The organism is Hydrogenophaga sp. H7, from assembly GCF_002025745.1.
GTDB classification, from domain to species: Bacteria; Pseudomonadota; Gammaproteobacteria; order Burkholderiales; family Burkholderiaceae_C; genus Hydrogenophaga; species Hydrogenophaga pseudoflava.
The window spans coordinates 507,601-531,041 of the sequence record NZ_MCIC01000012.1 but is presented as its reverse complement, the minus strand read 5'-3'; the positions used below and the strand labels follow the sequence as shown (position 1 = coordinate 531,041).

Sequence of the window (23,441 nt, the reverse complement as noted above, 5' to 3'; positions counted from 1 at the left end):
TGAAGTCCCCTCGAATTCCTGAGCCAGTCAGAAGTAGAGGTTGGGGAACAGTTTGACACGGTACTCGACCGGTGGGATTCGGCCGAGAGATTCATGGGGGCGCTGGTGGTTGTAGCGGTGCAGCCAGTCGGCCGTCATATCACGCACCTCCTGCAATGACTCGAAGACATAGCAGTCCAGCACCTCGGTTCGGTAGGTCTTGTTGAATCGTTCGACATAGGCGTTTTGCGTGGGCTTTCCTGGCTGGATGTGATTGAGCGCGATGCCCTTGGATTTCGCCCATTCGGACAGAGCGTGAGCGATGAACTCCGGGCCGTTGTCCAGGCGAATCGACAGCGGCGCTCCGCGCACTTCCACCAGCTCATTCAAGGCACGTATGACACGGGCTGCCGGCAGGCTGGTGTCGACCTCGATACGCAGGCCCTCGCGGTTGAACTCATCGATGACGTTGAAGGTCCTGAATCGCCTGCCGGACCACAGTGCATCGGCCATGAAGTCGCAGCTCCAACCCTGATTGGGTTGGCCAGCAGCCTCCAGCGGTTGCTTGATGCGCGCCGGCAAACGCTTCTTGCCGCGCCGTGGCAGGTTCAGCCGCAGCTCGCAGTACACGCGCCAAAGCACCGTCTTGCCCCAGGGCTTGCCTTGGTGGCGGGCACTGTCGTAAAGCAGGCCAAAGCCGTGGCGCGGGTTGAGCGCCATGTGCATCTGGATGAAGGTGATGACCCCGGAGTCGTCGCGCGCAATGGGTCGGTAGCGCAGTGTGGAGCGGGCAATGCCGCTGGCCTGGCAGGCTCGGCGCTCGCTCATGCCGTGCTCGGCCATGAGGGCTTGAACGACCATCTCGCGACGCTCCGGGGTCAGAGCTTTCGGTCGACAACGTCCTTGAGCGCGTGGTGCATGAGCGCCAGGTCGGCATACATGCGTTTGAGCTTGGCGTTCTCGTCCTGCAGTTGCCGAAGCTGCGCCAGGTGCGAGACCGTCATGCCAGAGAACTGACTCTTCCACTTGTAGTAGGTCGGCTCGCTCACGCCGTGCTTCCTGCACGTCTCGCCGACCTTGGCACCCATCTCGACCTCCTTGAGGATGCCGACTATCTGCGCTTCGCTGAATCTGGATTTCTTCATGTAGAGACTCCGTCTTGGGGAATTCTCTACTTCCGGGTGGTTCAGGTTTTCAAGGGGACTTCAACTCTTCAGCTTTAAACGCCTCAAGTGTTGTTAGTGTGAAGTAGATGCTTGCAAAACTTGCGATGACTGCACCCGCAAGAGATGCGAAGAAGGTGAGTAGGGTTTTTGAGAATAGTGACAAAACTGTGGAAACGACCTTGGGTGCCCTTCCTTGCGTGTTGGTGTGAGCTTCCGGGATAATTTGGCTTTTTTGCTTCTGGCGTCTTTTGTAGGGTAGTTCCATTTTTGAACTCTTTGATAGTTATTGACGTTCTTGTTTCAGCAAATTAGATGCCATCAGATTTTGAAGCTTGCTGTTCATATTTGCTCCGTACTCATAAACCGACTAAACGGATCCTCGCGGTAATCCGAAAACGGCCCGCATTCCACAAACCCGAAACGCCGGTACATCGCAATCGCCGGTTCAAACGCCGGCGTGCTGCCGGTTTCCAGGCTGACTCGCGCGTAGCCGCGTTCACGGGCCAGGGTCAGCAGTTCGGTCAGGATGGCCTGCGCGGCGCCCTGGCGCAGGTGGCGCGCGCTGGTGCGCATGGACTTGAGTTCGCCGTGGCCGCCGGCGGTGGCGGTGGTGGGCGTGAGTTCCTTGAGGGCGCCCATGGCGACCAGTTCGCCCACGGCTTCGGGTTCAGTGCCGGGCGCGGCGTCCGGCGGCAGGCGCCAGGCGGTGAGGAAGGTGATCTCGGGCCGGCGCAGGCCGTTCAGGTCCAGCGCGAACACGCATTCGGGCGGTGAGGCGGCGCGCATGCCGGCCAGGTGTTCGTCCAGCAGGCCGAGCACCTGCGGGTGCGTGAGTTTGCGGTCAACGCGGATGTGAAACCGGTGCGCCGGTGCCTCTGCTGTCATGTCGCTCCCTCCCCGGGCGGCGTGTGGGGTCTGGCCGGAATGGCTCTGCGGCCATTTTGTTCGTTTTGTTACCAGTGAGGCAAGCGGCGCACCGGGGCCAGCAGCGCCGCCAGTTCAAGCCGCCTGTCCCACCGGCCGATACAGGCTGAACAGCTTCAAAGGATTTCCCATGGACATGTCCGTTTCTCCCGCCCTGGTCGTGGACCGCGTGGCCCAGACGCGCCGTGGCGCGGCCGAGCAGCAGGTGCAGATCGCGGTGCTCAAGGAGGCCATGCAGACGCAGGAGTCGGCCGCGGCCACGCTGCTCAATGGGGTGGCCGGCAACCTGCCGCTGGCGGGCAGCGGCCCGGTGGGCACGCAGGTCAACACAATGGTGTGACCCGCGGGGCGGCTACGGCCGCCGCAGCATCCGCGCGGCCAGCACACTGGCGAGCAGCACCAGCACGCTGCTGGCCAGCGCGGTGAACTGCAGCGCGTCGGTGAACGCAGCCTGCGCGGCGCTCACCAGCGTCTGGGCCATGTCCGGTGGCAGCCGGTTCGCGGCTTCCAGGGCGCCGCCGAGCGTGCTTTGCGCCTGCGCCGGCACATCGGCCAACCCCGCGCCGCCCAGCTGGTGGCGGTAGATGAGCGTGCCCGCGCTGCCGAACAGCGCGATGCCCAGCGCACCACTGAACTCCGAGGCCGTTTCGGCGATGGACGAGGCCGCGCCCGCGCGTTCGGGCGGCGCCGAGGTGATGATCTGCTCGGTGCCCACGGCGAACACTGGTGCCATGCCCAGGCTGACCACCACCATGCCGGCCACCAGCACCCACAGCGCCCACGGGCCGTCGGCGCCCACCATCAGCAGCATGCCCACGGCCGCAGCGGCCAGGCCACAGACCATCACTGGGCCGGGGCCGTAGCGCGCCGCCATCTTCGGCGCCAGCACCAGCGAGCCGAACACGAAGCCGCCGGCCCAGGGCACGGTGGCCCATCCCGCCTGCAGCGGCGTGAGCATCAACACCATCTGCAGGTACTGCGCGATGAAGATGTAGACGCCGAACATGGCCAGGCACGACAGCGCGTAGGCCACGATGGCGGTGCGGAAGGTGGGGATGGCGAACAGCCGCAGTTCCAGCAGCGGGTAGTCGATGACCCGCTGGCGCCGCACGAACACCCAGCCCACGGCCACACCCGTGGCCAGCAGCGCCAGCCGCGCCGCGCTGGGGCCGGCCTCGGCCATGGCCTTGATGGCGTAGATGGTGGCGAGCACGGCCGCCAGCGAGAGCAGCACGCTGGCGGCGTCGATGCGGCCGGCGTTCTCGTCGCGGTACTCGGACAGCAGGCGCGGCCCCAGCACCAGCAGCAGCACCATCACCGGCACCGCGGGCAGGAACACCGAACCCCACCAGAAATGCTCCAGCAGCCAGCCGCCAACCAGCGGGCCGATGGCGCTGCCGACCGAGAATGCGGTGATCCACACGCCGATGGCGAACTGGCGCTGCGTCTCGTCGTGGAACATGTTGCGGATCAGCGAGAGCGTGGACGGCGCCAGCGTCGCGCCGGCGATGCCCAGCAGCGCGCGCAGCACGATCAGTTCGGCCGGCGTGCGCGCGAACGCGGCCAGCACCGAGGCCGCGGCAAAGAAGGCCGCGCCGATCAGCAGCAGCCGGCGGCGCCCGATGCGGTCGCCCAGCGTGCCCATGGTGATCAGGAAACCGGCGACCAGGAAGCCGTAGATGTCGATGATCCACAGCAGCTGCGAGGCGCTGGGCGCCAGCGCCCGGCTGAGCGCCGGCACCGCGAGGTTGAGCACCGTCAGGTCCATGGCATAGACCAGACAGGGCAGGGCGATGGCGGCCAGCCCCCACCATTCGCGGGGGGTGGCTTTGGCGGGGGCGGTCGAGTCGTGTTCAGGCGGGCGATCCGGCGGCATGCGCCCACTCTATGGCAAGCGGGCGGCGGACCCTTGACGCGGGGCTTTGGTGGTTCCCGGCCGCGGATTACCCCCGGGGTAGATTCCCTTCATGAAAGCCGCCTACCTCTACCTCGGCGCGGCCATCGTCGCCGAGGTGATCGCCACCTCCCTGCTCAAGACCTCCCAAGGCTTCACCCGCCTCTGGCCCAGCGTGGCCACGGTGATCGGCTACGCCATCTCGTTCTACTGTCTGGCGCAGACCCTAGGCAGTGTGCCGACCGGCGTGGCCTACGCCATCTGGTCGGGCGTCGGCATCGTGCTGATCTCGCTGATCGCGTGGTGGGTGTTCGGCCAGACGCTGGATGCGCCCGCGCTGATCGGCATGGGCCTGATCGTTGCCGGCGTGGTGGTGATCAACCTGTTCTCGACGTCGGTGGCGCACTGAGCGCCACCGCCCCGGCCCGGGTTCACCAGCTGACTTCGCGGTCCGGCGTGGCGCTGATCTTGTGGATGCTCAGGTCGGCGCCGTCGTACTCCTCTTCCTGGTCCAGCCGCAGGCCCAGGGTGGCTTTCAGCAGGCCGTAGACCACCACCCCACCCAGCAGCGCCCAGGTCACGCCCATCGCGGTTCCGATCAGTTGCGCGCCGAAGCTGACGCCACCCAGACCTCCCAGCGCCTGTTGGCCGAAGATGCCGGCGGCGATGCCGCCCCAGGTGCCGCACAGGCCATGCAGCGGCCAGACGCCCAGCACGTCGTCGATCTTCCAGCGGTTCTGCGTGGCGGTGAACATCACCACGAACAGCAGGCCCGCCACGGCGCCGACCACCAGCGCGCCCAGCGGGTGCATCAGGTCAGAGCCCGCGCACACAGCCACCAGACCGGCCAGCGGGCCGTTGTGCACGAAGCCGGGGTCGTTCTTGCCGGCGATCAGCGCGGCCAGCGTGCCGCCGACCATGGCCATCAGCGAGTTGACCGCGACCAGACCCGAGATCTTGTCCAGTGTTTGCGCGCTCATCACGTTGAAGCCAAACCAGCCCACGCAAAGGATCCAGGCGCCGAGCGCCAGGAACGGAATGTTCGAGGGCGGGTGGGCCGAGATGCCGCCGTCCTTGCGGTAGCGGTTGGCGCGGGCGCCCAGGAAGACCACCGCCGGCAGGGCGATCCAGCCACCGACCGCGTGCACCACGATGGAGCCGGCGAAGTCATGGAACGTGGCGCCGGTGGCGGCCTCGATCCAGGCCTGCACGCCGAAGTGGCCGTTCCAGGCGATGCCTTCGAAGAACGGATAGAAAAATCCGACGATGACGGCCGTTGCAATCAGTTGCGGCCAGAATTTGGCACGTTCGGCAATGCCGCCGGAGATGATGGCGGGGATGGCGGCGGCAAAGGTCAGCAGGAAGAAGAACTTGACCAGGTTGTAGCCGTTCTTCTGGGCCAACGTTTCGGCGCCGATGAAGAAGTGCGTGCCGTAGGCGACGCCGTAGCCGACGACGAAGTAGGCGATGGTCGAGACCGAGAAGTCGACCAGGATCTTGACCAGGGCGTTGACCTGGTTCTTTTTCCGGACCGTGCCGAGTTCAAGAAAGGCGAAACCGGCGTGCATGGCCAGAACCATGATCCCGCCGAGCAGGATGAACAGGGCGTCGGCGCCCTGTTTGAGTGCGTCCATGAGGAATCTCCGTGCAGAAAGCGTTTTTTGGTGCGTGATTGGCGCCAAAACAGGATCTGCATGGCGAATCGCACCATGTCAAAGCAAAAAACGCACCAATGGAGAGGTTCTTCTGCAAGAGTGGTGCGTCATGCACCGATCGCGCGCAGCACCGACGGCGCGATCAGCTTGTGCATGGGCCTGACCGGCAGCATGTAGAGCCGTCCGAGCCGGTTCTTGGTGTGGACCACGGTGGTGACCGTCACACGCACGGGCTGTCCGGCTGGGCGGGCGCAATGCACCGAGACCACCACGTCCAGGTGCTTGTCGCGGTCACCCAGCAGCACCTCGTCGGGCGTGTTCTCGAACAGGGTGAAGATGCCCACGCGCTCGCCAGGCCGGTAGTCGGCGTCGGGGCGGGCGGGGTGGATGCCGGAGAGTTCGCCCAGGTTCTTCAGGCCCACCAGTTGCACCGCGCGGTTGCGCAGCGTCATGCAGGCATCGACCCAGCGCGGCGTCGCCCGGGCCGATTTCAGGAACTGGCCGAGGGCGCTGAGCGAGGGTTCGGCGGCGTCGATGGCCCAGGCATCGTGGAAGTCGGCGCCTTCCAGGCGCAGGGCGATGCGGCTGCCCGCGGGCGGGGCGACGGCGGTGGGTGTGTTCATCCACCCACTGTAGCCGCCCGGTGGCGGTCAGGAGCAGCTGACGCTGCCGCAGCCGCTCATGGTGGCCGGGCGCACCCGGCTGGGGTCGGCCAGGGTTTCGGTGCGGGAGTCGAAACCCACGTCCTTCATGTGCAGCGCCAGGCCGGCGTCCATGGTGGCGGCGTGCTGCGGGAACCACTCGACCAGCGCCTCGGCCAGGCGTGTGATGATTTCCTTGTCGTCTTTTTCGTAGTGCTCCACCACGGCGTGCAGCGTTTCCATGATGGTGGCGTGGTGGCCGGCGTGGCAGTTGTCGGGCGCGAAACCGGTGGCCACCATCCAGCGCTCTTCCTGGGCGAAGTGCTCCTTGGTGTGCTCGATGAACTCGAGGTAGAGCGGCAGTTGCTGGTCTTGCGGGGTGGCCAGCAGCCGGTTGAGCATCTCCACGAACTCTTCGTGGGTGTCGTCCATGCGGCCGTCGCCGGTCTGCAGCTGCGGGGTCCAGTCCAGCCCGGTGGTGGCCTGGGCGGGGGCTTCGGGGGTGGTGGTCGCTTCCATGGGACGTCACTGTAGCTGCAAACCACTGCCCGGGCGCTTGACCGGGGTCAAGCCTCGGCGGTGGCGCGGCCCATCATCTGGTCCAGCGCGGCCTGCAGTTCGGGCGCGGCCAGCGCCTGATCGAGCCGGGCCAGGGCGGGGTGGGCCAGGCTGGCGCGCAGGTGGTGGGTGTCGGCGGCAATGTCCAGCGCCGGGTCGTAGCCTTCGAGGCTGTCGAGCTCTCCCAGCGCAAAGTGCTCGCCCAGTCGGGCGCAGAGATAGCCCAGCGCAAACCGCGGTGCCCGGGCGCGGTCGGTGACCATGAAAGGCGTCGCCAGCTGGCGGCCGACGCCGCAGACCTCGTCGATCAGGCTCTCGGGAAGCTCCCAGGACTTCATCAGCAGGCTGCCGATTTCGCTGGCGTTCAGGCCCAGCAGTTCCTGCTCGGTGTGGGCGCGCTGCAACCGGTTCTGGTGGTGCCACGGCTCCAGGCGCGAGGCGGGAATCAGGGATGCGGCCGCCAGTTGCCCCACGAAGCTGAGCACGACCTGGGTGGAGAGGTTGCCCACATCGGGCAGGTTGAGCGCCTTGCCCAGCCGCACGCAGAGTTCGCTGGCGATGGCGCTGGCCTGCCAGATGGCGTCGAAGCAGCGCTGCGCCTCGGCCAGCTTGGGCTTGAAGGCCTCGGCCAGCATGTACTGCAGGCAGATGCTGCGCACGGTGTTCATGCCCAGGAAGGTCACCGCATGGCCGATGTTGGTCACGGGGGTGCGCAGCCCGTACATCGGCGAGTTCACCGTTGAAAGCACCTTGGCGGCGATCAGCGGCTCGCCCATCACCAGTTCGCTGAGTTCGGCGGAACCGGCCTTGGCCACGAAATCCGGCGACAGCAGCTTCTGCATCGAACGCGGGGGGCGCGGGATGCCGCGGAAGGCGGCCAGCAGGGCGTCGCGGCGTGCGGGGTCGATGTCCTGTTCCCGCAGCCAGCGGAATCCAGCGAGTTCCGCCGGCATGGCTTCGGCCGGCGGCAGGGTGGTTTCACGGACGGCGGGCGAGGGTGTCGGGGCGGCGGCGCGCAGCGCGGGGGCATTGCTGTGCTGTGCAGCGATGGGTCGTGCGGGCGCCGCTTTCACCGGTGGGCGGCGGAAGAACCACCAGGCCAGGGCCAGCGCCAGCACACCGGCCATCCAGTACATGAGCAGGGACAAGACAACCTCCGTTCAGGGATGAGTGTCCGTGGGCCACGGACTTTTTCACCCCCGTAGATCGGCATCTGTGCGCCAGTCTTGAGGGAACTGGCCGGCTGACCGCTGTCAGGCGAGGCGGGTGCGGTGGCGCGCGATCTGCGCCTTGACTTGGGCAGGCGCGGTGCCGCCCAGGGTGTTGCGGGCGTTCAGGCTGCCGCGCAGGCTGAGGCACTCGTACACGTCTTTTTCGATCGACGCGTTGAAACCCTGCAGCACGGCCAGCGGCAGTTCGGACAGGTCGCAGTTGTGGCTGGTGGCGGCCTTGACGGCGTGGGCCACGGTTTCGTGCGCATCTCGGAAGGGCAGGCCCTTCTTGACCAGGTAGTCGGCCAGGTCGGTCGCGGTGGCATAGCCCTTGTTGGCGGCGGCCTCCATGGCGGCGGCGTTGACGGTGATGCCGCCTTCTTTCTGCCCCGTGGCCGGGTTCAGCTGACCACCCACCATCTCGCAGAAGATGCGCAGCGTGTCCTTGAGCGTGTCGACGGTGTCGAACAGCGGCTCCTTGTCTTCCTGGTTGTCCTTGTTGTAGGCCAGTGGCTGGCCCTTCATCAGGGTGATCAGGCCCATCAGGTGGCCGACCACGCGGCCGGTCTTGCCGCGGGCCAGTTCGGGCACGTCCGGGTTTTTCTTCTGCGGCATGATCGACGAGCCGGTGGTGAAGCGGTCGGCGATCTTCACGAAGCCGAAGTTCTGGCTCATCCAGAGGATCAGCTCTTCCGAGAAGCGGCTGATGTGCACCATGCACAGGCTGGCCGCCGCAGTAAATTCAATCGCAAAGTCGCGGTCGCTCACGCCGTCCAGGCTGTTCTGGCAGACGCCCTCCATGCCCAGCGTCTTCGCGACGCGCTCGCGGTCGAGCGGGTAGGTGGTGCCGGCCAGCGCGGCGCTGCCCAGCGGCAGGCGGTTGGTGCGGCGGCGCACGTCGGCCATGCGCTCGGCATCGCGGCTGAACATTTCCACGTAGGCCAGCAGGTGGTGCGCAAAGCTCACCGGCTGCGCCACCTGCAGGTGGGTGAAGCCCGGCAGGATCACCTCCACATTCTTCTCCGCCACATCCACCAGCGCGACCTGAAGTTCTTTCAGCAGATCCGAAATCAGGTCGATCTCGTCGCGCAGCCACAGGCGCACGTCGGTGGCCACCTGGTCGTTGCGGCTGCGGCCGGTGTGCAGGCGCTTGCCGGCGTCGCCCACCAGCTGGGTCAGGCGCGCCTCGATGTTCAGGTGCACGTCTTCCAGGTCGAGCTTCCACTCGAAGGTGCCGGCCTCGATCTCCGAGCGGATCTGCGCCATGCCGCGCTGGATGTCGGCCAGGTCGCTGGCGGCGATGATGTTCTGCGCCGCCAGCATCTCGGCGTGGGCCAGGCTGCCGGTGATGTCGGCCAGCCAGAGGCGCTTGTCGAAGAACACGCTGGCGGTGTAGCGCTTGACCAGCTCGCTCATGGGCTCCGAGAATAGGGCGGACCAGGCTTCGGATTTCTTGTCGAGTTGGTTGGTGGACATGGTGGTGCCAGCGGCGAGAGAAAGGATCGGAGGGCGGCGCGTGCGCCTGGAGGAATGGCCCCGGGCGCTGTGGACCATGCGGTCTGACGGCGACAACCTATAGTGCGAGCCATGCGGGACTCCCGAATTTTATCGAGCTTCCAGGACTTGTCGTCGACCATGGGCACGCTGCCGCTGTCGCAGATGCCCGAGCACCGGCGCGACCTCGAACTGGTGTACGACACCTGTCAGCTGGGCGTGGTGCTGCGCGTGGTGCTGTTCGTGCAGGCGATTGCCTGGGTGGCGGCGCTGTACGGAGCTCAGAGCGTGGTGGGCTGGCTGGAGACGCTGGCGGTACTGACAGCGGCCACGCTGCCCTCGGTGCTGATCTGGCTGCTGGTGACCTGCGCGCTCAAGCGCCAGCTGGCGCGCCTGCCCATGCCGGCCCAATGGGCGGCGGGCATCGGTCTGGGCGCCGTGTCGGCGATCTATGGTTGCGGCATGCTGGTCTGGGCCGGTCTGGTGTCACCGGCCCCCTGGCTGGCCAGCGCCGCCAGCGGCGCGCTGGTCGCGACCGTGGTCGTGGCGGGCCTGGTCTGGCGTCTGCGGGCCAAGGCCCCGGCCGGCACCACGGCGCGCCTGGCCGAACTGCAGGCGCGCATCCGCCCGCACTTTCTCTTCAACACGCTCAACAGCGCGATCGCGCTGGTGCGCGCCGAGCCCGCCAAGGCAGAGGCCCTGCTGGAAGACCTGAGCGAGCTGTTCCGCCACGCCCTGGCCGATTCGCAGGAGGCGGTGCCGCTGTCGCAGGAGCTGGCGCTGGCCGAGCACTACCTGGCGATCGAGCAGGTGCGCTTTGGCGAGCGCCTGCGGCTGGAGTGGAACCTCGACCCGAAAGCCGCCGGCGCGAAGCTGCCACCGCTGATCCTGCAGCCGCTGGTCGAGAATGCAGTCAAGCACGGTGTCGAACCGAGTCCGACCGGCGCCACCGTGCGCATCACCACCAAGCGCCGCGGTGGCATGGTGGTCATCAAGGTGACGAACACCGTGCCCGCCGGCAGTGGCCCACCGGGGCACGGTCTGGCCCAGGACAATGTGCGTCAGCGGCTGGCGCTGCTGCACGATGTCGAGGGCCGGTTCCAGTCGGCGCTGGTGAATGGCGTGTACCAGGTTCGACTCGAAATACCGATATAAGACAGTCTGGACGCAGGGATCAACGGAGCGTGACATGGCACTCAAGGTACTGATCGTGGACGACGAAGCGCTGGCGCGGTCGCGGTTGCGCACGCTGCTGGGCGACTGCACCGATCCGCGCGCCGAGGTGATCGGCGAGGCCGGCAACGCGGTGCAGGCGATGGACCAGATCCAGCGTGGGCCCTGCGACCTGCTGCTGCTGGACATCCACATGCCCGGTGTGGATGGCATGGCGCTGGCGGAGAACCTGCGTTCGATGGCCGCACCGCCCCGGGTGGTGTTCGTGACCGCGCACGCCGAACACGCGGTGCATGCCTTCGAGCTGGAGGCGGTCGACTACCTGACCAAGCCGGTGCGCCTGGAACGCCTGCAGCAGGCCCTGCAGAAGGTGCAGCGGCTGATGACGGCGGAGCCGTCGGAGGTGGGCGGGGGAACCGAGAGCCTGCTGATCCAGGAGCGGGGCCGCAGCGAGCGGGTGGCGCTGTCGGAGGTGATCTACCTGAAGGCCGAGCTGAAGTACATCACCGTGCGCACGGCTGAGAAGGAGCACATCTACGACGGCGCGCTGAGCGATCTGGAGCAGAAGTACGCCCACCTGTTCGTGCGCGTGCACCGCAACGCGCTGGTGGCGCGGCGCTGTGTGCGGGCGGTGGAGAAGCACAACGATCCGGTCGAGGGCGAGGGCTGGACCGTGCGCCTCGATGGCTGCGACGAGCGCCTGGCGGTGTCGCGCCGTCAGCTGGCGGCGGTGCGGGAGTCGCTGGTCGGCTGACTTTCCGTTCGCCGCTTTGTTGGCGTTGACGGAGCTCCGGTCAGCGGCGACTCGGGTGACCGGCTCCGCTCATGTCCCCCGGATCGGGCCGTGCCCGATCCTCCTCCTTTACTTCGCTGCGCCGCCCTCCCCAGCAACGCCCAAGTGCCGGCGTGAAAGGACCTCAGACCTCCGCCGCCTCGATCAAAAACCGGACCCGCCGCTGCCCCTGCCACTCGTCCGCATCCAGCCGGAACGCAATCTTCACCGTCGACGGCAGCGGTTCCGTGTGACCGAACCAGATCCCGTCGACCTGGTCGCCCTGGTGCTTGAGCTTCACCGACAGGTGCTTCTCGCCCACCAGCCGCTGGCTCACCACCTGCACCTCCTCGCAGAACACCGGCGGGGCAAAACCCTGGCCCCAGACCTCGGCGTGCAGCGTGTCCACCAGGTCCGGACGCCGGTACTGCCTGTCGAGCACGCCATCGGCTTCCAGCCGACGCTGCAGCGTGGCCGCGTCCAGCCACTCGTGGGCCACCTGTGCAAAGGCTTGCTCGAAGGTGTCGATGTGTTCTTCGTCAATCGTGCAGCCGGCGGCCATGGCGTGGCCGCCGAAGCGCAGCAGCACCCCCGGATGGCGCTTGGCCACCAGGTCCAGCGCGTCGCGCAGGTGGAAACCGGGGATGGAGCGGCCTGAGCCCTTGAGCTCGTGCTCCTTGCCCTCGGCGCCGCTGGCCGCGAACACAAAAGTCGGGCGGTGCAGCTTGTCCTTCAGGCGCGAGGCCACGATGCCGACCACGCCCTCGTGGAAGTCGGGATCGAACACGGTGATGGCCGGTGGCGGCTCCTCGCTCTCGTCAAACAGCTCCTCCACGATCATCAGCGCCTGCTCGCGCATCTCGCCTTCAATCGTCTTGCGCTCGCGGTTGATGCCGTCCAGCGTGCGCGCCAGTTCGTCGGCGCGACCGGGGTCGTCGGTCAGCAGGCATTCGATGCCCAGCGTCATGTCGGCCAGGCGGCCGGCGGCGTTCAGGCGCGGGCCCAGCGCAAAGCCGAAGTCGAAGGCGCTGGCCTTGGCCGGTTGGCGCGCGGCCACGGCGAACAGCGCGGCCATGCCCGGCGGCATGGCGCTGGCGCGCACACGCTTGAGGCCCTGGGCGACGAGGCGGCGGTTGTTCGCGTCGAGTTTGACCACATCGGCCACGGTGCCGAGAGCGACAAGGGGCAGCAGCGTGTCGATCTTGGGCTGCGTTTTTGCGTCGAACACACCGCGTTCGCGCAGCTCGGCGCGCAGCGCCAGCAGCACGTAGAACATCACGCCCACGCCCGCGATGCTTTTGCTCTCGAAGCCGCAGCCGGGCTGGTTGGGGTTGACGATGGTGCAGTCCTGCGGCAGCGTCACCGCGCCGTCGATGACCGCGGGCAGGTGGTGGTCGGTCACCAGCACGTTCAGGCCCGCCTCGCGCGCGGCGCGCACGCCGGCCACGCTGGCAATACCGTTGTCCACGGTCACCAGCCAGTCCGCGCCGCGCTGCTTAACGCGCTGCGCAATCGACGGCGTGAGGCCGTAGCCGTCGGTCACGCGGTCGGGCACCAGGTACTCGACCTTGTCCCAGCCCATGGGGGCGCCCAGCAGTTTCAACCCGCGCACGCCGACGGCGCAGGCGGTGGCGCCGTCGCAGTCGTAGTCGGCCACGATGCACAGGCGCTGGCCAGCGGCCATGGCGTCGGCCAGCTGCTTCGCGGCGGTGGTGGCGTTCAGCATCTGCGTGGGCGGGATCAGCAGGGACAACGCGTCGTCCAGCTGTTCCTTGGCGGTGATGCCTCGGGCGGCGAACAGGCGGGCCAGCAGCGGGTGCAGGCCGGCCTGCTCCAGCGCCCAGGCGGCGCGCGGTGGCACGTCGCGGGTGATGATCTTCATAGGTCTTTCAGGGTGTCGCTGACCGGCGTGGTGCCGAACAGATGCTTGATCGAACGGCCGAGGCGCGCGAACGCGCCCGCCGGGGCGGTGGTCCAGGTGCGGGCGTGGCGTTCGCCGCAGAGGGTGAGGGTGACGGGCTCGCCGCGCTGGGCGGCCGCCAGCAGCGCGGCGATCTCGCCCGCGTCCAGCGCCTGCCAGGCCTGCTGCCAGCCGGCCCAGTCGCCGCGCAGCGCGGCCTGGCGCAGGGTGTCGGGCATGTCCGGCGCCTCGGCCAGCGCGGGGGGCGCGGCCAGCGCACCTGCGCCGTGTACCCAGAAACCGTTGACCGGCAGCAGGCCGCGCGCGGTGCGGGCGTCGTGCGCCGGGTGGGTGTAGAACAGCATCTGCGCCTCGCTCTGCAGGCGCTTGAGCAGGCGCGCACCCGCCGGGTTGGCAGGGCTCTCGGCCAGCCAGGCGTCCACCATGCGCCCGCTCACCCGGTCCAGGCTGGCGCAGGCGATGCCACGCAGCGGCTCGCCGCTGGCGTGCCACTCGGTGGCGCTCTCCCGCCGCAGCGTGAGGCCGTCTTCGGCGCACAGCGGCTCGAAGGCCTCGAACAGGGCGTGCGAGTCGGCGTCGTCCAGCACCAGTTGTGCGCCGGGCAGCAGGGTCACCTGTTCCATGCCGACCTGGTAGTGGCAGAGGCTGAACCAGGCCTGGGGCACGGTGGGCGCTTCGCTCTGCGCAGCGGCCCAGGGAATCTGACCGTCGGCCACCGGCAGGCCCAGCGCGCGGGCCAGGGCCCGCTCGTGCGGCGGGGTGAGCTGGTGGTCGTCGCCCCGGTCGGCGGGCTGCTCGGCCAGGCGGGCCAGCAGGGCCTGCAGGTTGGGGAGTTTCAGGCCGGGGAGCAGCGCCTGGCATTCGGGGGCGCTGGCGGCGGCAAAGGGGGTCAGCAGGTGGTGGGACACGGAGGGACAAGCCGGACGGGGGAACAGCCGGGATTGTCGGGGATGCCACAATCGCCGCTGGATTTCATCGATGCAAACCCCTTACGAACTCATCCTCGGCTGGCGCTACACGCGCGCCGGCCGCGCCACCCGGCGCAACGGCTTCATCTCCTTCATCTCGGGCGTGTCCATGCTGGGCATTGCGCTCGGTGTGGCGGCGCTCATCGTGGTGCTGTCGGTGATGAACGGCTTCCAGAAAGAGGTGCGCGACCGCATGCTGGGCGTGCTCTCGCACATCGAGCTGTATGACGCCAGCGGCCAGGCCATTCCCGACCTCGGTGCGGTGCTGACCACCGTGCGCCAGCACCCTGAAGTGGTCGGTGCTGCGCCCTATGTGGGCGCGCAGGCGCTGCTGGCGCGCGGCGAGGATATGAAGGGCGCCATCGTGCGCGGCATCGACCCGGCGCAGGAGCCGCAGGTGGCCGACCTCGCCAAAGACCTGTCGCAGACCTCGCTGCCGCGGCTGGTGCCAGGCGGCTTCGGCGTGATCCTGGGTGGCGAACTGGCGCGCAGCCTGGGCGTGGGCACGGGCGACACGGTCACGCTGATCGCGCCCAGCGGCCAGGTCACACCGGCCGGCGTGGTGCCGCGGGTGCGCCAGATGAACGTGGTCGGCACCTTCGACTCCGGCCACTACGAGTACGACTCGGCGCTGGCGCTGCTGCACGTCGAGGACGCCGCACGCATCTTCCGCGTCGAAGGTCCGACCGGCGTGCGCATCAAGATCCGCGACCTGCACCAGGCGCGCGAGGTGGCGATTTCCCTGGCCGGCCAGCTGCCCGAGGGCATGCTGGTGAAGGACTGGACGCGCCAGAACCGCACCTGGTTCGCGGCTGTGCAGCTGGAAAAACGCATGATGTTCATCATCCTCACGCTGATCGTCGCGGTGGCGGCGTTCAACCTGGTGTCGACGCTGGTGATGACGGTGACCGACAAGCGCGCCGACATCGCCATCCTGCGCACCCTGGGCGCGAGCCCGAAAAGCATCATGGGCGTGTTCATGGTGCAGGGCGCCATGGTGGGCGTGATCGGCACCGGCCTGGGCCTGCTGCTGGGCCTGGGCATCGCGTTCAACATCGACACCATCGTGCCGGCGCTGGAACGTGCGCTGGGCGCCAGTTTCCTGCCGCAGGACGTTTATCTCATCAGCCGCATGCCCAGCGACCCGCAGCGCGCCGACATCCTGCCCATCGCGGTGATCTCGCTCGTGCTGTCCTTCGTGGCCACGATCTACCCGAGCTGGCGCGCCAGCCGCGTCAATCCTGCAGAGGCTTTGCGTTATGAGTGATGTTGTGTTGCAGGCGCAAGGCCTGACCAAGCGCTTCACCGAAGGCCGGCTGGACGTGACCGTGCTCAAAGGCGTGGACCTCACGGTGCGCGCAGGCGAGACGGTGGCCATCGTCGGGGCCTCCGGTTCGGGCAAGAGCACGCTGCTGCACCTGCTGGGCGGGCTGGACGCGCCCACCGCGGGCAGCGTCACGCTGATGAAGCAGCCGCTCGCCGGGCTCAGCGCCGCTCAGCAGGGCGCGCTGCGCAACCGCCACCTGGGCTTCGTCTACCAGTTCCACCATTTGCTGCCGGAGTTCAGCGCGCGCGACAACGTGGCGATGCCGCTGTGGATTCGCCGCATGCCGCGCGCCGAGGCGGGCGCCCAAGCGGCCCAGGTGCTGGTCAAGGTCGGGCTGTCCGAACGCCTGCAGCACCGGCCGGCCGAGCTCTCGGGCGGTGAGCGCCAGCGGGTCGCCATCGCGCGCGCGCTGGTGACAAAGCCGGCCTGCGTGCTGGCCGACGAACCCACCGGCAACCTGGATCGCAGCACGGCCGACGGTGTGTTCGAGCTGATGATGCAGCTGGCCCGCGACCAGGGCACGGCCTTCATCGTCGTGACCCACGACGACGCCCTGGCCGCGCGCTGCGGCCGGGTGCTGCGACTCACTTCCGGGGTGCTGTCCTGACCAAGCGCAGCGGCTGGTCCAGGCCCTGCGCATGGATCAGCAGCGTGTCGCCCTGCACCTCGTAGCGCTGGGCATTCTGCAGCGCGCCCAGGTAGCGCGACTCCTGCTCGCTGGCGCCACCGGGACAGGCCATCTTGGTGGACATCAGCGGGCCGAACTTCAGACGGTCTTTTTCGACTTCGACCGCGCCGGAAAAGCGGTTGCAGGAGCCGTGGCCCACTACCTGCCCTGGCTGCGGGAACACCAGCGTGGCCGCCGGCTGCGGCAGCGCGGCCTGACCGGCGATGGACTGCAGCCGCCACTCGCTGCCCCACAGCGGCTCGGGCTCCGGCGAAGGCGCAGAGGCGGCGCAGGCCCCCAGCGTGCCGGCGATGGCCAGGGTCGCGATGGAAAAGAAACGGGTGGTGCGCAGTGGCATGGGAATTCCTCCGTGGAGCCTGGTGGCCCCGGGGGTCGGGGCACAATCGTTCAAGGAGTTATACCCCCGATGTGGATCGACACGCACAGCCATCTGGACGCCCCCGAGTTCGGCGCCGACCACGCGCTCGCCGTGCAGGCGCGCGCGCTGGCGGCGCAGCGCGGCGTGGGGCTGTGCGTGATTCCGGCGGTGATGCGGCAGAACCTGGACACGGTGCGGCTGCTCGCGCACCGGCTGGGCGACGCCTACGCGCTGGGCATCCATCCGCTGTACGTGCCGCAGGCGGCGGACGAGGACCTGGACGCGCTGGACGCAGCGCTGACCGAACACCGCGGTGACCCACGCCTGGTGGCGTTGGGCGAGATCGGGCTCGACTTTTTTGTGCCGGCCCTGTGCGAGCCCGCCATGCGCGAGCGGCAGGAACGTTTCTACCGCGCCCAGCTGCGGCTGGCGCGCCAGCACGGCCTGCCGGTGATCCTGCACGTGCGCCGCAGCGCGGATGGGCTGCTCAAGCACCTGCGTGAGCTGCCCACCGGCGGCGGCATCGCCCACGCCTTCAGCGGCAGCGCCGAACAGGCGCGCGCCTTCACCGACCTGGGCTTCGCGCTGGGCTTCGGCGGCGCGTCCACCTTCGAGCCGGCCAAGCGCCTGCGCGCGCTGGCGGCCGAACTGCCGCTGTCCGCGCTGGTGCTGGAGACCGACGCGCCGGACATCCCGCCGCACTGGCTCTACGCCACCGCCGCCGAGCGGGCCGCGGGCCAGGCGCAGGGACTGAACACACCGGCCGAGCTGCCGCGCATCGGCGAGGTGATCGCCGGGCTGCGGGGCATGACGTCTGCAGAATTCGCCGAGGTGACCACCGCCAATGCGATGCGGGTGCTGCCGCGTCTGGCGGCGCTGGCGCCTGTCGTTCCATGACCCGGCTGGTCGGCCTGCCGCCGGTGATCGGGCCGCAGACCCGGCTGCTGGTGCTGGGCAGCTTTCCGGGTGTGGCTTCGCTGCGTGAGCAGCGCTATTACGGGCATCCGCAGAACCAGTTCTGGAAGATCCTGGGGGCGCTCTGGTCGGTCGACTTGGTCACCCTCGGCTACGCGGAGCGGCTGGCCGTGGTGCGCGACCGCGGGCTCGGGATCTGGGACGTGTACGCCGCCTGTGAGCGCGAGGGGAGTCTGGACACGTCCATCCGGAATGCGGAGCTCAATGACTTTGGCCGCGTGCGGCGCGAATGTCCTGGTCTGGTGGCGATCGCCCACAACGGCGGCGAGAGCTTCCGCCATGCGAAGCACACCCAGGCGCTGGGCTTGCCGGTGCACAAGCTGCCGTCCACGAGCCCGGCGAACGCCAGTTGGTCGTTGGATCGCAAGCTGGCGGCGTGGGGTGAGGTGTTTCGTCTGTACGGGCTGGCTTGAGTCTGCTCGGGCGCAGACCTCGCGGGCACGCTGCGAGGTGCCAACCGGTCAGCCCACCGTCCGATGCGCCATCGGCGTCTCCGGCACCGGGTACCCCGCCGCACCGAAGGTCGACACGATGGCCTTGTTGGTGTCGAAGTAGACCTGCCAGTAGTGGTCGGTGTGCGTGTACGGGCGCACACACAGCATCGGACCCTCGGGCGTGAACTGCAGGATCTCGATGTCCGGGGCGGGCGAAGCCTTGACATTCGGGATCGCAGCGATCACCGGCCGCAGGCGCGCCATGGCGTCCATCACGTCCACGCTGTTGGCCACCTTGGCCACACAGTCCACCCGGCGGTACGGCTCGGCGCTGAAGTTCTGCACGTTGTCTGCAAACACCTTGTTGTTGCCCACGACGGTCAGCACGTTGTCCGGCGTCAGCACCGTGGTGGCGAACAGACCCAGTTCCTTCACGGTGCCCAGCGTGCCGCCGGCGTTGATGAAGTCGCCCACCTTGTAGGGGCGCAGCACCTGCAGGAACAGCCCGGCCGCGAAGTTGCCCAGCATGCCGCTCCAGGCCGCGCCGATGGCCAGGCCCGCGCCGGCCAGCAGGGCCGCGAACGAGGTGGTCTTGATGCCGAAGATGTCCAGAATGGCCAGCACCAGCACCAGGGTCAGCAGCACCGAGATGATGGACTTGAGGTACTGCGTGAGGGTGGCATCGATCTTTTTGCCCTTTTCCAGGGCGGCGCCAATCAGCCGCACCGCCACCGAGATCAGCCAGCGCCCGACCACCCAGGCGGCAATCGCGCCCAGGATCTTCAGGCCGAAGTCGGCCCCCTGGGTGCTGAGGAAATTCCAGACCACTTCCATGTTCATAATGAATCCTTTCTCCTGGAACACCTTGTCCCGATGCGATCTTCCTTCGCCCATGCGAACTCTTTTCGACAGGCCGACGCCTTGACGCGCAACGCCGTGTCGTTTGCGCCGCCGCTGTCGCATTCCTGTGAGTGGAGGGCGCCCCGATGAGGAGTTCTTCACGCGCCGCAGCCGGCGCGCTGCCGGACGTCACACTCTCGGAGGACGGCGAGGTGCGCTTCCTGCACCTGGGCACCGAGTGGATCCAGGGCTCGATGATCATCGACGACCCTTTCGCCATCGAGCTGGACTACGTGCAGCGCATGATGGCCTGGTTGCTGTTTGTCGACCCCGACTCGGTGTCCAGACGCCGAGCCATGCAATTGGGCCTGGGCTCGGCCGCGCTGACCAAGTTCCATTACAAAAAGTTGCGCATGGACACCACGGCGGTGGAAATCAATCCGCAGGTGGTCGCCGCCTGCCGCGGCTGGTTCAAGCTGCCGCCCGACGGGCCACGCCTGCGTGTGCTGCTGGCCGACGCGGCGCAGGAGGTTCGCCAGGCGGTGCACCTGGGCAGCATCGACGCCCTGCAGGTGGACCTGTACGACCACGAGGCGGCGGCGCCCGTGCTCGACAGCCCCGACTTCTACGCCGACTGCCGCGCCCTGCTGACCGACGAGGGCGCGATGACGGTCAACCTGTTCGGCCGCGATGCCAGCTACGAGCGCTCGCTGGAAAGCATCTGCGCCGCGTTCGGGCGCGACGCGGTCTGGGCCTTCAAGCCCACGCGCGAAGGCAATACCATCGTTCTGGCGCAGCGCACCCCCCAGCGACCCACGCGCATGGAACTGCTGGCCCGCGCGGAAGAGATCCGCACGCGCTGGGACCTGCCCGCGGTGAAATGGCTGCGCATCTTCAAACCGGTTGAATGAGACCCGCATGAAAACCACCCACAAGCCCGCCGCCCCGAAAACCGCCGACGCCGGTCCGCTGGACTGGCGTGTTCTGGTGGGATGGCTGCGGGAGGACGCCGTGATCTCGGCCGACGAGGCCGCACGCACCATCGCCCGCTGCGCTTCGGCCCACAGCGCCCAGCATCCGCTGGTGCGGCTGGCGGTGGTGGGCATGTCGCGCCAGTCGGACGGCCAGGTGCTCGACGTGGAGATGCTCACGCAGTGGCTGGCCGCGCGCAGCGGCATGGAGTTCTTCCGCATCGACCCGCTCAAGGTCGATGTGGGCAAGGTGGGCGACGTGATGAGCGCGGCCTACGCCGAGCGCCACAAGGTGCTGCCGGTGCAGGTGGGGCCCGCCGAGGTGGTGGTGGCGACGGCCGAGCCCTTTGTGCGCGACTGGATCCCCGAGGTCGAGCGCCAGACGCGCAAGAGCGTTCGCGTGGTGGTCTCGCCGCCGCAGGATGTCGCACGCTACACGGCCGAGTTCTTCGCGCTGGCCAGGTCCGTCCGGGCGGCCAGCAAGATGGGCAACCAGAGCAACCCCTTCGGCACCTTCGAGCAGCTGGTCGAGCTGGGCAAGGCCAACAAGCTGGACGCCAACGACCAGCACGTGGTGCAGGTGGTCGACTGGCTCTGGCAGTACGCCTTCGACCAGCGCGCCAGCGACATCCATCTGGAACCGCGCCGTGACCAGGGCGTGATCCGCTTCCGCATCGACGGCGTGCTGCACCCGGTCTACCAGATGCCGATGACGGTGATGAATGCCATGACCGCGCGCATCAAGCTGCTCGGTCGCATGGACGTGGTCGAGCGCCGCCGCCCGCAGGATGGCCGCATCAAGACGCTGCGGCCTGAGCGCGGCAACGGCAAGGGCGACGAGGTCGAAATGCGCCTCTCGACCCTGCCCACCGCCTTCGGCGAGAAGCTGGTGATGCGCATCTTCGACCCCGACGCGACGGTGAAGGACCTGGCCGCACTGGGCTTCTCGGCCACCGACGCGCCGCGCTGGGAGTCGCTGACCAAACGGCCGCACGGCATCATCCTGGTGACCGGTCCGACCGGCTCGGGCAAGACCACCACGCTGTACGCCACGCTCAAGCGCCTGGCGACCGAAGAGGTCAACGTCAGCACGGTGGAAGACCCGATCGAAATGATCGAGCCGGCCTTCAACCAGACCCAGGTGCAGCCGCACCTCGACCTGGACTTTGCGCAGGGGCTGCGCTCGCTGATGCGCCAGGACCCGGACATCATCATGGTGGGCGAAATCCGCGACCTGCCGACCGCCGAGATGGCGGTGCAGGCGGCGCTGACCGGCCACCTGGTCTTCTCGACCCTGCACACCAACGACGCGCCCAGCGCCATCATGCGGCTGATGGAACTGGGCATTCCGCCTTATCTGATCAACGCCACCGTGCTCGGGGTGCTGGCGCAGCGCCTGGTGCGCACGCTCTGCCCGTCGTGCAAGGTGCGCGAGGACGATGCGGCGGCCGAGGCCTCGCTCTCGTCGCTGGCCGATCTGGTCAAACCCTGGCAGGTGAGCGGGAAGTACCGGCCCTACCAGCCGGTGGGCTGCGTGGAGTGCCGCATGACCGGTTTCCGTGGCCGCACCGGCCTGTACGAGCTGCTGACCATCACCGAGGCCTTCAAGGACAAGGTCAACCGCGAGCCGAAAATGGAGAGCCTGCGCCGCCAGGGCGTGGCCGACGGCATGCGGCCGCTGCGCCTGGCCGGGGCCGCCCGGGTCGCCGAAGGCCTGACCACGCTGGACGAAGTGCTGGCCTGCACACCGCCGGTGCAATGACACCCTGAGAACCATGATCCCCATCAAGACCGAGTCGGCCTGGCGCGGCACCGCCGACTGCCGCGCCTGCGGCATCCGCGACATGGTGCTGTTCGCCGACCTGCACGAAGACGACTTCAACCTGATCCACGCGCCCATCGACGACCTCGAATACGCGCCGGGACACGCGCTGGTGCGCATGGGCGAAACCGCCACCTCGCTGTTCACGCTGCGGGCCGGCATGGTCAAGCTGGTGCGCAACACGGTGGACGGCCGCCAGCGCATCGTGCGGGTGCTGCGCAGCGGCGACGTGATCGGCCTGGAGGCCCTCATGGGGCCGACCTACGACGCCGACGCCATCGCGCTGACCAGTGTCCGCGTCTGCCGCCTGCCGCTGCAGGTGATCCAGCGCCTGAACCGCGAAACACCGCGCCTGCACCAGCGCCTGCTGGAGCGCTGGCACCGCAGCCTCAAGGAGGCCGACGACTGGCTGGCCGACCTCAACTTCGGCAACGCGCGCCAGCGCCTGGCGGGCCTGATCCTCAAGATGCGCACCGACCAGGACCCCACGCTGTGCACGCTGTTCTCGCGCGAGGACATGGGGGCCATGCTCGACCTCAAGCTGGAGACCGTCAGCCGCACGCTCAACGCCTTCGTGCGCGAGGGGCTGATCGAGCCGATGGACCGGATTGGCCGTGCCTACCGCATCGTCGATGCGGCGCGCCTGACGGCGCCCAAAGACTGAGCGCGAAGGCTCCCATCGCCGAACACGACAGCGGCGCTGGCGTGGCCTGCAGATAATTCCCGGATGACGGTCTCCGCTTCCCGCCCGCCCCACCTCGTTTCCGGACTGCTGCTGGCCTGCGCCGGCTCCATCGCCTTCAGCGGCAAGGCCATCATCGTCAAGCTCGCGTACCGCCACGGGGTCGATGCGGTGACGCTGATCATGTACCGCATGCTGTTCGCGCTGCCGATGTTCCTGGCCCTGGCCTGGTGGGCCACCTACCGGCAGGGCGGTGGCGCGAAGCACCCGCTGAGTCGGCGGGACTGGCTGGGCATCCTGGGCCTGGGCGTGACGGGCTACTACCTCGCCAGCTTCCTGGACTTCTGGGGCCTGAGCTACATCAGCGCCAGCCTGGAGCGCCTGATCCTCTACCTCAACCCCACCCTGGTGCTGCTGCTGGGCTGGCTGCTGTATGGCCGCCGCATCAGCGCCACGCAGGCGGTGGCGATGGCGGTGAGCTACGCGGGTGTGCTGCTGGTGTTCGGCCACGAGGCCGACTTCGCCGGCCCGGGCGCGGCGCTGGGCGCGCTGCTGGTGTTCCTCAGTGCCATCAGCTACGCGATCTACCTTGTCTACAGCGGGGAGATGGTCAAGCGCCTGGGATCGATGCGGCTGGTGGGGCTGGCGACCAGTGTGGCCTGTCTGCTGTGCCTGCTGCAGTTCGTGCTGCTGCGGCCGCTGAGCGCCGCCGAGGTGGCGCCCGAGGTGATCTGGCTGTCGGTGCTCAACGCCACCGCCTGCACCTTCGCGCCGGTGATCATGGTGATGATGGCGATCGAGCGCATCGGCGCGGGGCTGGCGGCGCAGACGGGCATGATCGGGCCGATGTCGACCATCGCCATGGGGGTGCTGATCCTGGACGAGCCCTTCAACGGCTGGATCGTGGCCGGCACGGTGCTGGTGGTCTCGGGCGTGTTTCTGGTGACGCGCTTCGGCGGCCAGGCGGCGCAACCCAAACAGGACTAGG

25 protein-coding genes are annotated in these 23,441 nt (G+C 68.2%); 12 read left to right on the top strand and 13 right to left on the bottom strand.

Annotation, left to right across the window (positions count from 1 at the left end):
• Positions 1 to 27: 27 nt before the first annotated feature.
• The 3 genes from BC358_RS09030 to BC358_RS09025 all read right to left on the bottom strand — a co-directional run bounded on the left by BC358_RS09030 (position 28) and on the right by BC358_RS09025 (position 2,030).
• Positions 28 to 1,124, bottom strand: a protein-coding gene (locus BC358_RS09030) for an IS3 family transposase (protein ID WP_256861428.1) whose coding sequence is annotated in 2 segments (ribosomal slippage) — positions 28 to 872 and positions 872 to 1,124 — 1,098 coding nt in all. Because the reading frame shifts where the segments join, the coding sequence is not laid out codon by codon here.
• A 49-nt stretch (positions 1,125 to 1,173) separates the two neighbouring features.
• Positions 1,174 to 1,410 (bottom strand): hypothetical protein, encoded by a 237-nt coding sequence (locus BC358_RS21820; protein ID WP_143434236.1) that lies wholly within the window; start codon positions 1,408 to 1,410, stop codon positions 1,174 to 1,176.
• 74 nt (positions 1,411 to 1,484) lie between these two features.
• Complete coding sequence (locus BC358_RS09025; protein WP_079365553.1) at positions 1,485 to 2,030, bottom strand: GNAT family N-acetyltransferase; 546 nt, start codon at positions 2,028 to 2,030, stop codon at positions 1,485 to 1,487.
• A 175-nt stretch (positions 2,031 to 2,205) separates the two neighbouring features.
• Between BC358_RS09025 and BC358_RS22100 the strand changes: the two genes are divergently transcribed.
• Positions 2,206 to 2,409, top strand: a complete 204-nt coding sequence (locus BC358_RS22100) for a putative motility protein (protein WP_179130042.1) — start codon at positions 2,206 to 2,208, stop codon at positions 2,407 to 2,409.
• 12 nt (positions 2,410 to 2,421) lie between these two features.
• Here the strand turns inward: BC358_RS22100 and BC358_RS09015 are convergent, their stop codons facing one another.
• Entirely contained in the window at positions 2,422 to 3,945 is a 1,524-nt protein-coding gene (locus BC358_RS09015; protein WP_143434234.1) for an MFS transporter, read from the bottom strand.
• A 91-nt stretch (positions 3,946 to 4,036) separates the two neighbouring features.
• Here BC358_RS09015 and BC358_RS09010 point away from each other — a divergent pair, with 91 nt between their 5' ends.
• Entirely contained in the window at positions 4,037 to 4,372 is a 336-nt protein-coding gene (locus BC358_RS09010; protein WP_079365551.1) for an EmrE family multidrug efflux SMR transporter, read from the top strand.
• 22 nt (positions 4,373 to 4,394) lie between these two features.
• Here BC358_RS09010 and BC358_RS09005 read toward each other — a convergent pair whose 3' ends face one another.
• The 5 genes from BC358_RS09005 to argH all read right to left on the bottom strand — a co-directional run bounded on the left by BC358_RS09005 (position 4,395) and on the right by argH (position 9,504).
• The gene (locus tag BC358_RS09005) at positions 4,395 to 5,597 is read right to left on the bottom strand and encodes an ammonium transporter (protein WP_079365550.1); all 1,203 of its coding nucleotides are present in this window, start codon (positions 5,595 to 5,597) and stop codon (positions 4,395 to 4,397) included.
• A gap of 128 nt (positions 5,598 to 5,725) precedes the next feature.
• Positions 5,726 to 6,241, bottom strand: coding sequence for a DUF2867 domain-containing protein (locus tag BC358_RS09000; protein ID WP_079365549.1), 516 nt, complete (start codon positions 6,239 to 6,241; stop codon positions 5,726 to 5,728).
• Positions 6,242 to 6,268: 27 nt separating this feature from the next.
• The gene (locus tag BC358_RS08995) at positions 6,269 to 6,778 is read right to left on the bottom strand and encodes a hemerythrin domain-containing protein (RefSeq protein WP_066153128.1); all 510 of its coding nucleotides are present in this window, start codon (positions 6,776 to 6,778) and stop codon (positions 6,269 to 6,271) included.
• Between the two features lie 47 nt (positions 6,779 to 6,825).
• Positions 6,826 to 7,965: an HDOD domain-containing protein gene (locus tag BC358_RS08990; RefSeq protein WP_143434233.1), complete on the bottom strand. Its 1,140-nt coding sequence runs from the start codon at positions 7,963 to 7,965 to the stop codon at positions 6,826 to 6,828.
• A gap of 105 nt (positions 7,966 to 8,070) precedes the next feature.
• The gene (argH, locus tag BC358_RS08985; RefSeq protein ID WP_079365547.1) at positions 8,071 to 9,504 is read right to left on the bottom strand and encodes an argininosuccinate lyase; all 1,434 of its coding nucleotides are present in this window, start codon (positions 9,502 to 9,504) and stop codon (positions 8,071 to 8,073) included.
• A gap of 111 nt (positions 9,505 to 9,615) precedes the next feature.
• Here argH and BC358_RS08980 point away from each other — a divergent pair, with 111 nt between their 5' ends.
• Positions 9,616 to 10,677 (top strand): histidine kinase, encoded by a 1,062-nt coding sequence (locus tag BC358_RS08980; RefSeq protein WP_079365546.1) that lies wholly within the window; start codon positions 9,616 to 9,618, stop codon positions 10,675 to 10,677.
• Positions 10,678 to 10,711: 34 nt separating this feature from the next.
• Positions 10,712 to 11,449, top strand: a complete 738-nt coding sequence (locus tag BC358_RS08975) for a LytTR family DNA-binding domain-containing protein (protein ID WP_079365545.1) — start codon at positions 10,712 to 10,714, stop codon at positions 11,447 to 11,449.
• A gap of 163 nt (positions 11,450 to 11,612) precedes the next feature.
• Here BC358_RS08975 and recJ read toward each other — a convergent pair whose 3' ends face one another.
• Together recJ and BC358_RS08965 are read right to left on the bottom strand one after the other, a co-directional pair.
• Entirely contained in the window at positions 11,613 to 13,349 is a 1,737-nt protein-coding gene (recJ, locus tag BC358_RS08970) for a single-stranded-DNA-specific exonuclease RecJ (protein WP_079365544.1), read from the bottom strand.
• Positions 13,346 to 14,296, bottom strand: a complete 951-nt coding sequence (locus BC358_RS08965) for a hypothetical protein (RefSeq protein ID WP_079365543.1) — start codon at positions 14,294 to 14,296, stop codon at positions 13,346 to 13,348. The genes recJ and BC358_RS08965 overlap by 4 nt, the downstream gene beginning before the upstream one ends.
• Before the next feature lie 70 nt (positions 14,297 to 14,366).
• On the opposite strand from BC358_RS08965, the gene BC358_RS08960 reads away from it, so the two are divergent.
• Positions 14,367 to 15,623, top strand: coding sequence for a lipoprotein-releasing ABC transporter permease subunit (locus tag BC358_RS08960; protein ID WP_079365542.1), 1,257 nt, complete (start codon positions 14,367 to 14,369; stop codon positions 15,621 to 15,623).
• The gene (gene lolD, locus BC358_RS08955; RefSeq protein WP_079365541.1) at positions 15,616 to 16,290 is read left to right on the top strand and encodes a lipoprotein-releasing ABC transporter ATP-binding protein LolD; all 675 of its coding nucleotides are present in this window, start codon (positions 15,616 to 15,618) and stop codon (positions 16,288 to 16,290) included. The genes BC358_RS08960 and lolD overlap by 8 nt, the downstream gene beginning before the upstream one ends.
• On the opposite strand, the gene BC358_RS08950 is transcribed toward lolD, so the two are convergent.
• Positions 16,268 to 16,708: an META domain-containing protein gene (locus BC358_RS08950; protein WP_179130041.1), complete on the bottom strand. Its 441-nt coding sequence runs from the start codon at positions 16,706 to 16,708 to the stop codon at positions 16,268 to 16,270. The two genes, lolD and BC358_RS08950, sit on opposite strands and share 23 nt — an antisense overlap.
• A 69-nt stretch (positions 16,709 to 16,777) precedes the next feature.
• Between BC358_RS08950 and BC358_RS08945 the strand changes: the two genes are divergently transcribed.
• Positions 16,778 to 17,626, top strand: coding sequence for a TatD family hydrolase (locus tag BC358_RS08945; RefSeq protein ID WP_079365540.1), 849 nt, complete (start codon positions 16,778 to 16,780; stop codon positions 17,624 to 17,626).
• Entirely contained in the window at positions 17,623 to 18,117 is a 495-nt protein-coding gene (locus BC358_RS08940; RefSeq protein WP_079365539.1) for a DNA-deoxyinosine glycosylase, read from the top strand. The genes BC358_RS08945 and BC358_RS08940 overlap by 4 nt, the downstream gene beginning before the upstream one ends.
• 48 nt (positions 18,118 to 18,165) lie before the next feature.
• On the opposite strand, the gene BC358_RS08935 is transcribed toward BC358_RS08940, so the two are convergent.
• The gene (locus tag BC358_RS08935; protein ID WP_079365538.1) at positions 18,166 to 18,978 is read right to left on the bottom strand and encodes a mechanosensitive ion channel family protein; all 813 of its coding nucleotides are present in this window, start codon (positions 18,976 to 18,978) and stop codon (positions 18,166 to 18,168) included.
• A 146-nt stretch (positions 18,979 to 19,124) separates the two neighbouring features.
• Between BC358_RS08935 and BC358_RS08930 the strand changes: the two genes are divergently transcribed.
• From BC358_RS08930 to BC358_RS08915, 4 genes are all read left to right on the top strand, one after another.
• The gene (locus BC358_RS08930; RefSeq protein ID WP_066153165.1) at positions 19,125 to 19,889 is read left to right on the top strand and encodes a spermidine synthase; all 765 of its coding nucleotides are present in this window, start codon (positions 19,125 to 19,127) and stop codon (positions 19,887 to 19,889) included.
• Positions 19,890 to 19,896: 7 nt separating this feature from the next.
• Positions 19,897 to 21,711, top strand: a complete 1,815-nt coding sequence (locus BC358_RS08925; protein WP_143434232.1) for a GspE/PulE family protein — start codon at positions 19,897 to 19,899, stop codon at positions 21,709 to 21,711.
• A 13-nt stretch (positions 21,712 to 21,724) separates the two neighbouring features.
• Positions 21,725 to 22,435 (top strand): Crp/Fnr family transcriptional regulator, encoded by a 711-nt coding sequence (locus tag BC358_RS08920; protein WP_079365536.1) that lies wholly within the window; start codon positions 21,725 to 21,727, stop codon positions 22,433 to 22,435.
• 63 nt (positions 22,436 to 22,498) lie between these two features.
• A complete protein-coding gene (locus BC358_RS08915) occupies positions 22,499 to 23,440 on the top strand; it encodes a DMT family transporter (RefSeq protein ID WP_079365535.1) in 942 nt (313 codons plus the stop codon).
• The last annotated feature ends 1 nt before the right edge of the window (position 23,441 follow it).

Bases quoted from the DNA above. Each gene is read 5' to 3' on its own strand.
- BC358_RS21820 (WP_143434236.1), bottom strand. From the start codon at position 1,410: ATGGAACTACCCTACAAAAGACGCCAGAAGCAAAAAAGCCAAATTATC.
- BC358_RS09025 (WP_079365553.1), bottom strand. From the start codon at position 2,030: ATGACAGCAGAGGCACCGGCGCACCGGTTTCACATCCGCGTTGACCGC.
- BC358_RS22100 (WP_179130042.1), top strand. From the start codon at position 2,206: ATGTCCGTTTCTCCCGCCCTGGTCGTGGACCGCGTGGCCCAGACGCGC.
- BC358_RS09015 (WP_143434234.1), bottom strand. From the start codon at position 3,945: ATGCCGCCGGATCGCCCGCCTGAACACGACTCGACCGCCCCCGCCAAA.
- BC358_RS09010 (WP_079365551.1), top strand. From the start codon at position 4,037: ATGAAAGCCGCCTACCTCTACCTCGGCGCGGCCATCGTCGCCGAGGTG.
- BC358_RS09005 (WP_079365550.1), bottom strand. From the start codon at position 5,597: ATGGACGCACTCAAACAGGGCGCCGACGCCCTGTTCATCCTGCTCGGC.
- BC358_RS09000 (WP_079365549.1), bottom strand. From the start codon at position 6,241: ATGAACACACCCACCGCCGTCGCCCCGCCCGCGGGCAGCCGCATCGCC.
- BC358_RS08995 (WP_066153128.1), bottom strand. From the start codon at position 6,778: ATGGAAGCGACCACCACCCCCGAAGCCCCCGCCCAGGCCACCACCGGG.
- argH (WP_079365547.1), bottom strand. From the start codon at position 9,504: ATGTCCACCAACCAACTCGACAAGAAATCCGAAGCCTGGTCCGCCCTA.
- BC358_RS08980 (WP_079365546.1), top strand. From the start codon at position 9,616: ATGCGGGACTCCCGAATTTTATCGAGCTTCCAGGACTTGTCGTCGACC.
- BC358_RS08975 (WP_079365545.1), top strand. From the start codon at position 10,712: ATGGCACTCAAGGTACTGATCGTGGACGACGAAGCGCTGGCGCGGTCG.
- recJ (WP_079365544.1), bottom strand. From the start codon at position 13,349: ATGAAGATCATCACCCGCGACGTGCCACCGCGCGCCGCCTGGGCGCTG.
- BC358_RS08960 (WP_079365542.1), top strand. From the start codon at position 14,367: ATGCAAACCCCTTACGAACTCATCCTCGGCTGGCGCTACACGCGCGCC.
- lolD (WP_079365541.1), top strand. From the start codon at position 15,616: ATGAGTGATGTTGTGTTGCAGGCGCAAGGCCTGACCAAGCGCTTCACC.
- BC358_RS08950 (WP_179130041.1), bottom strand. From the start codon at position 16,708: ATGCCACTGCGCACCACCCGTTTCTTTTCCATCGCGACCCTGGCCATC.
- BC358_RS08945 (WP_079365540.1), top strand. From the start codon at position 16,778: ATGTGGATCGACACGCACAGCCATCTGGACGCCCCCGAGTTCGGCGCC.
- BC358_RS08940 (WP_079365539.1), top strand. From the start codon at position 17,623: ATGACCCGGCTGGTCGGCCTGCCGCCGGTGATCGGGCCGCAGACCCGG.
- BC358_RS08935 (WP_079365538.1), bottom strand. From the start codon at position 18,978: ATGAACATGGAAGTGGTCTGGAATTTCCTCAGCACCCAGGGGGCCGAC.
- BC358_RS08930 (WP_066153165.1), top strand. From the start codon at position 19,125: ATGAGGAGTTCTTCACGCGCCGCAGCCGGCGCGCTGCCGGACGTCACA.
- BC358_RS08925 (WP_143434232.1), top strand. From the start codon at position 19,897: ATGAAAACCACCCACAAGCCCGCCGCCCCGAAAACCGCCGACGCCGGT.
- BC358_RS08920 (WP_079365536.1), top strand. From the start codon at position 21,725: ATGATCCCCATCAAGACCGAGTCGGCCTGGCGCGGCACCGCCGACTGC.
- BC358_RS08915 (WP_079365535.1), top strand. From the start codon at position 22,499: ATGACGGTCTCCGCTTCCCGCCCGCCCCACCTCGTTTCCGGACTGCTG.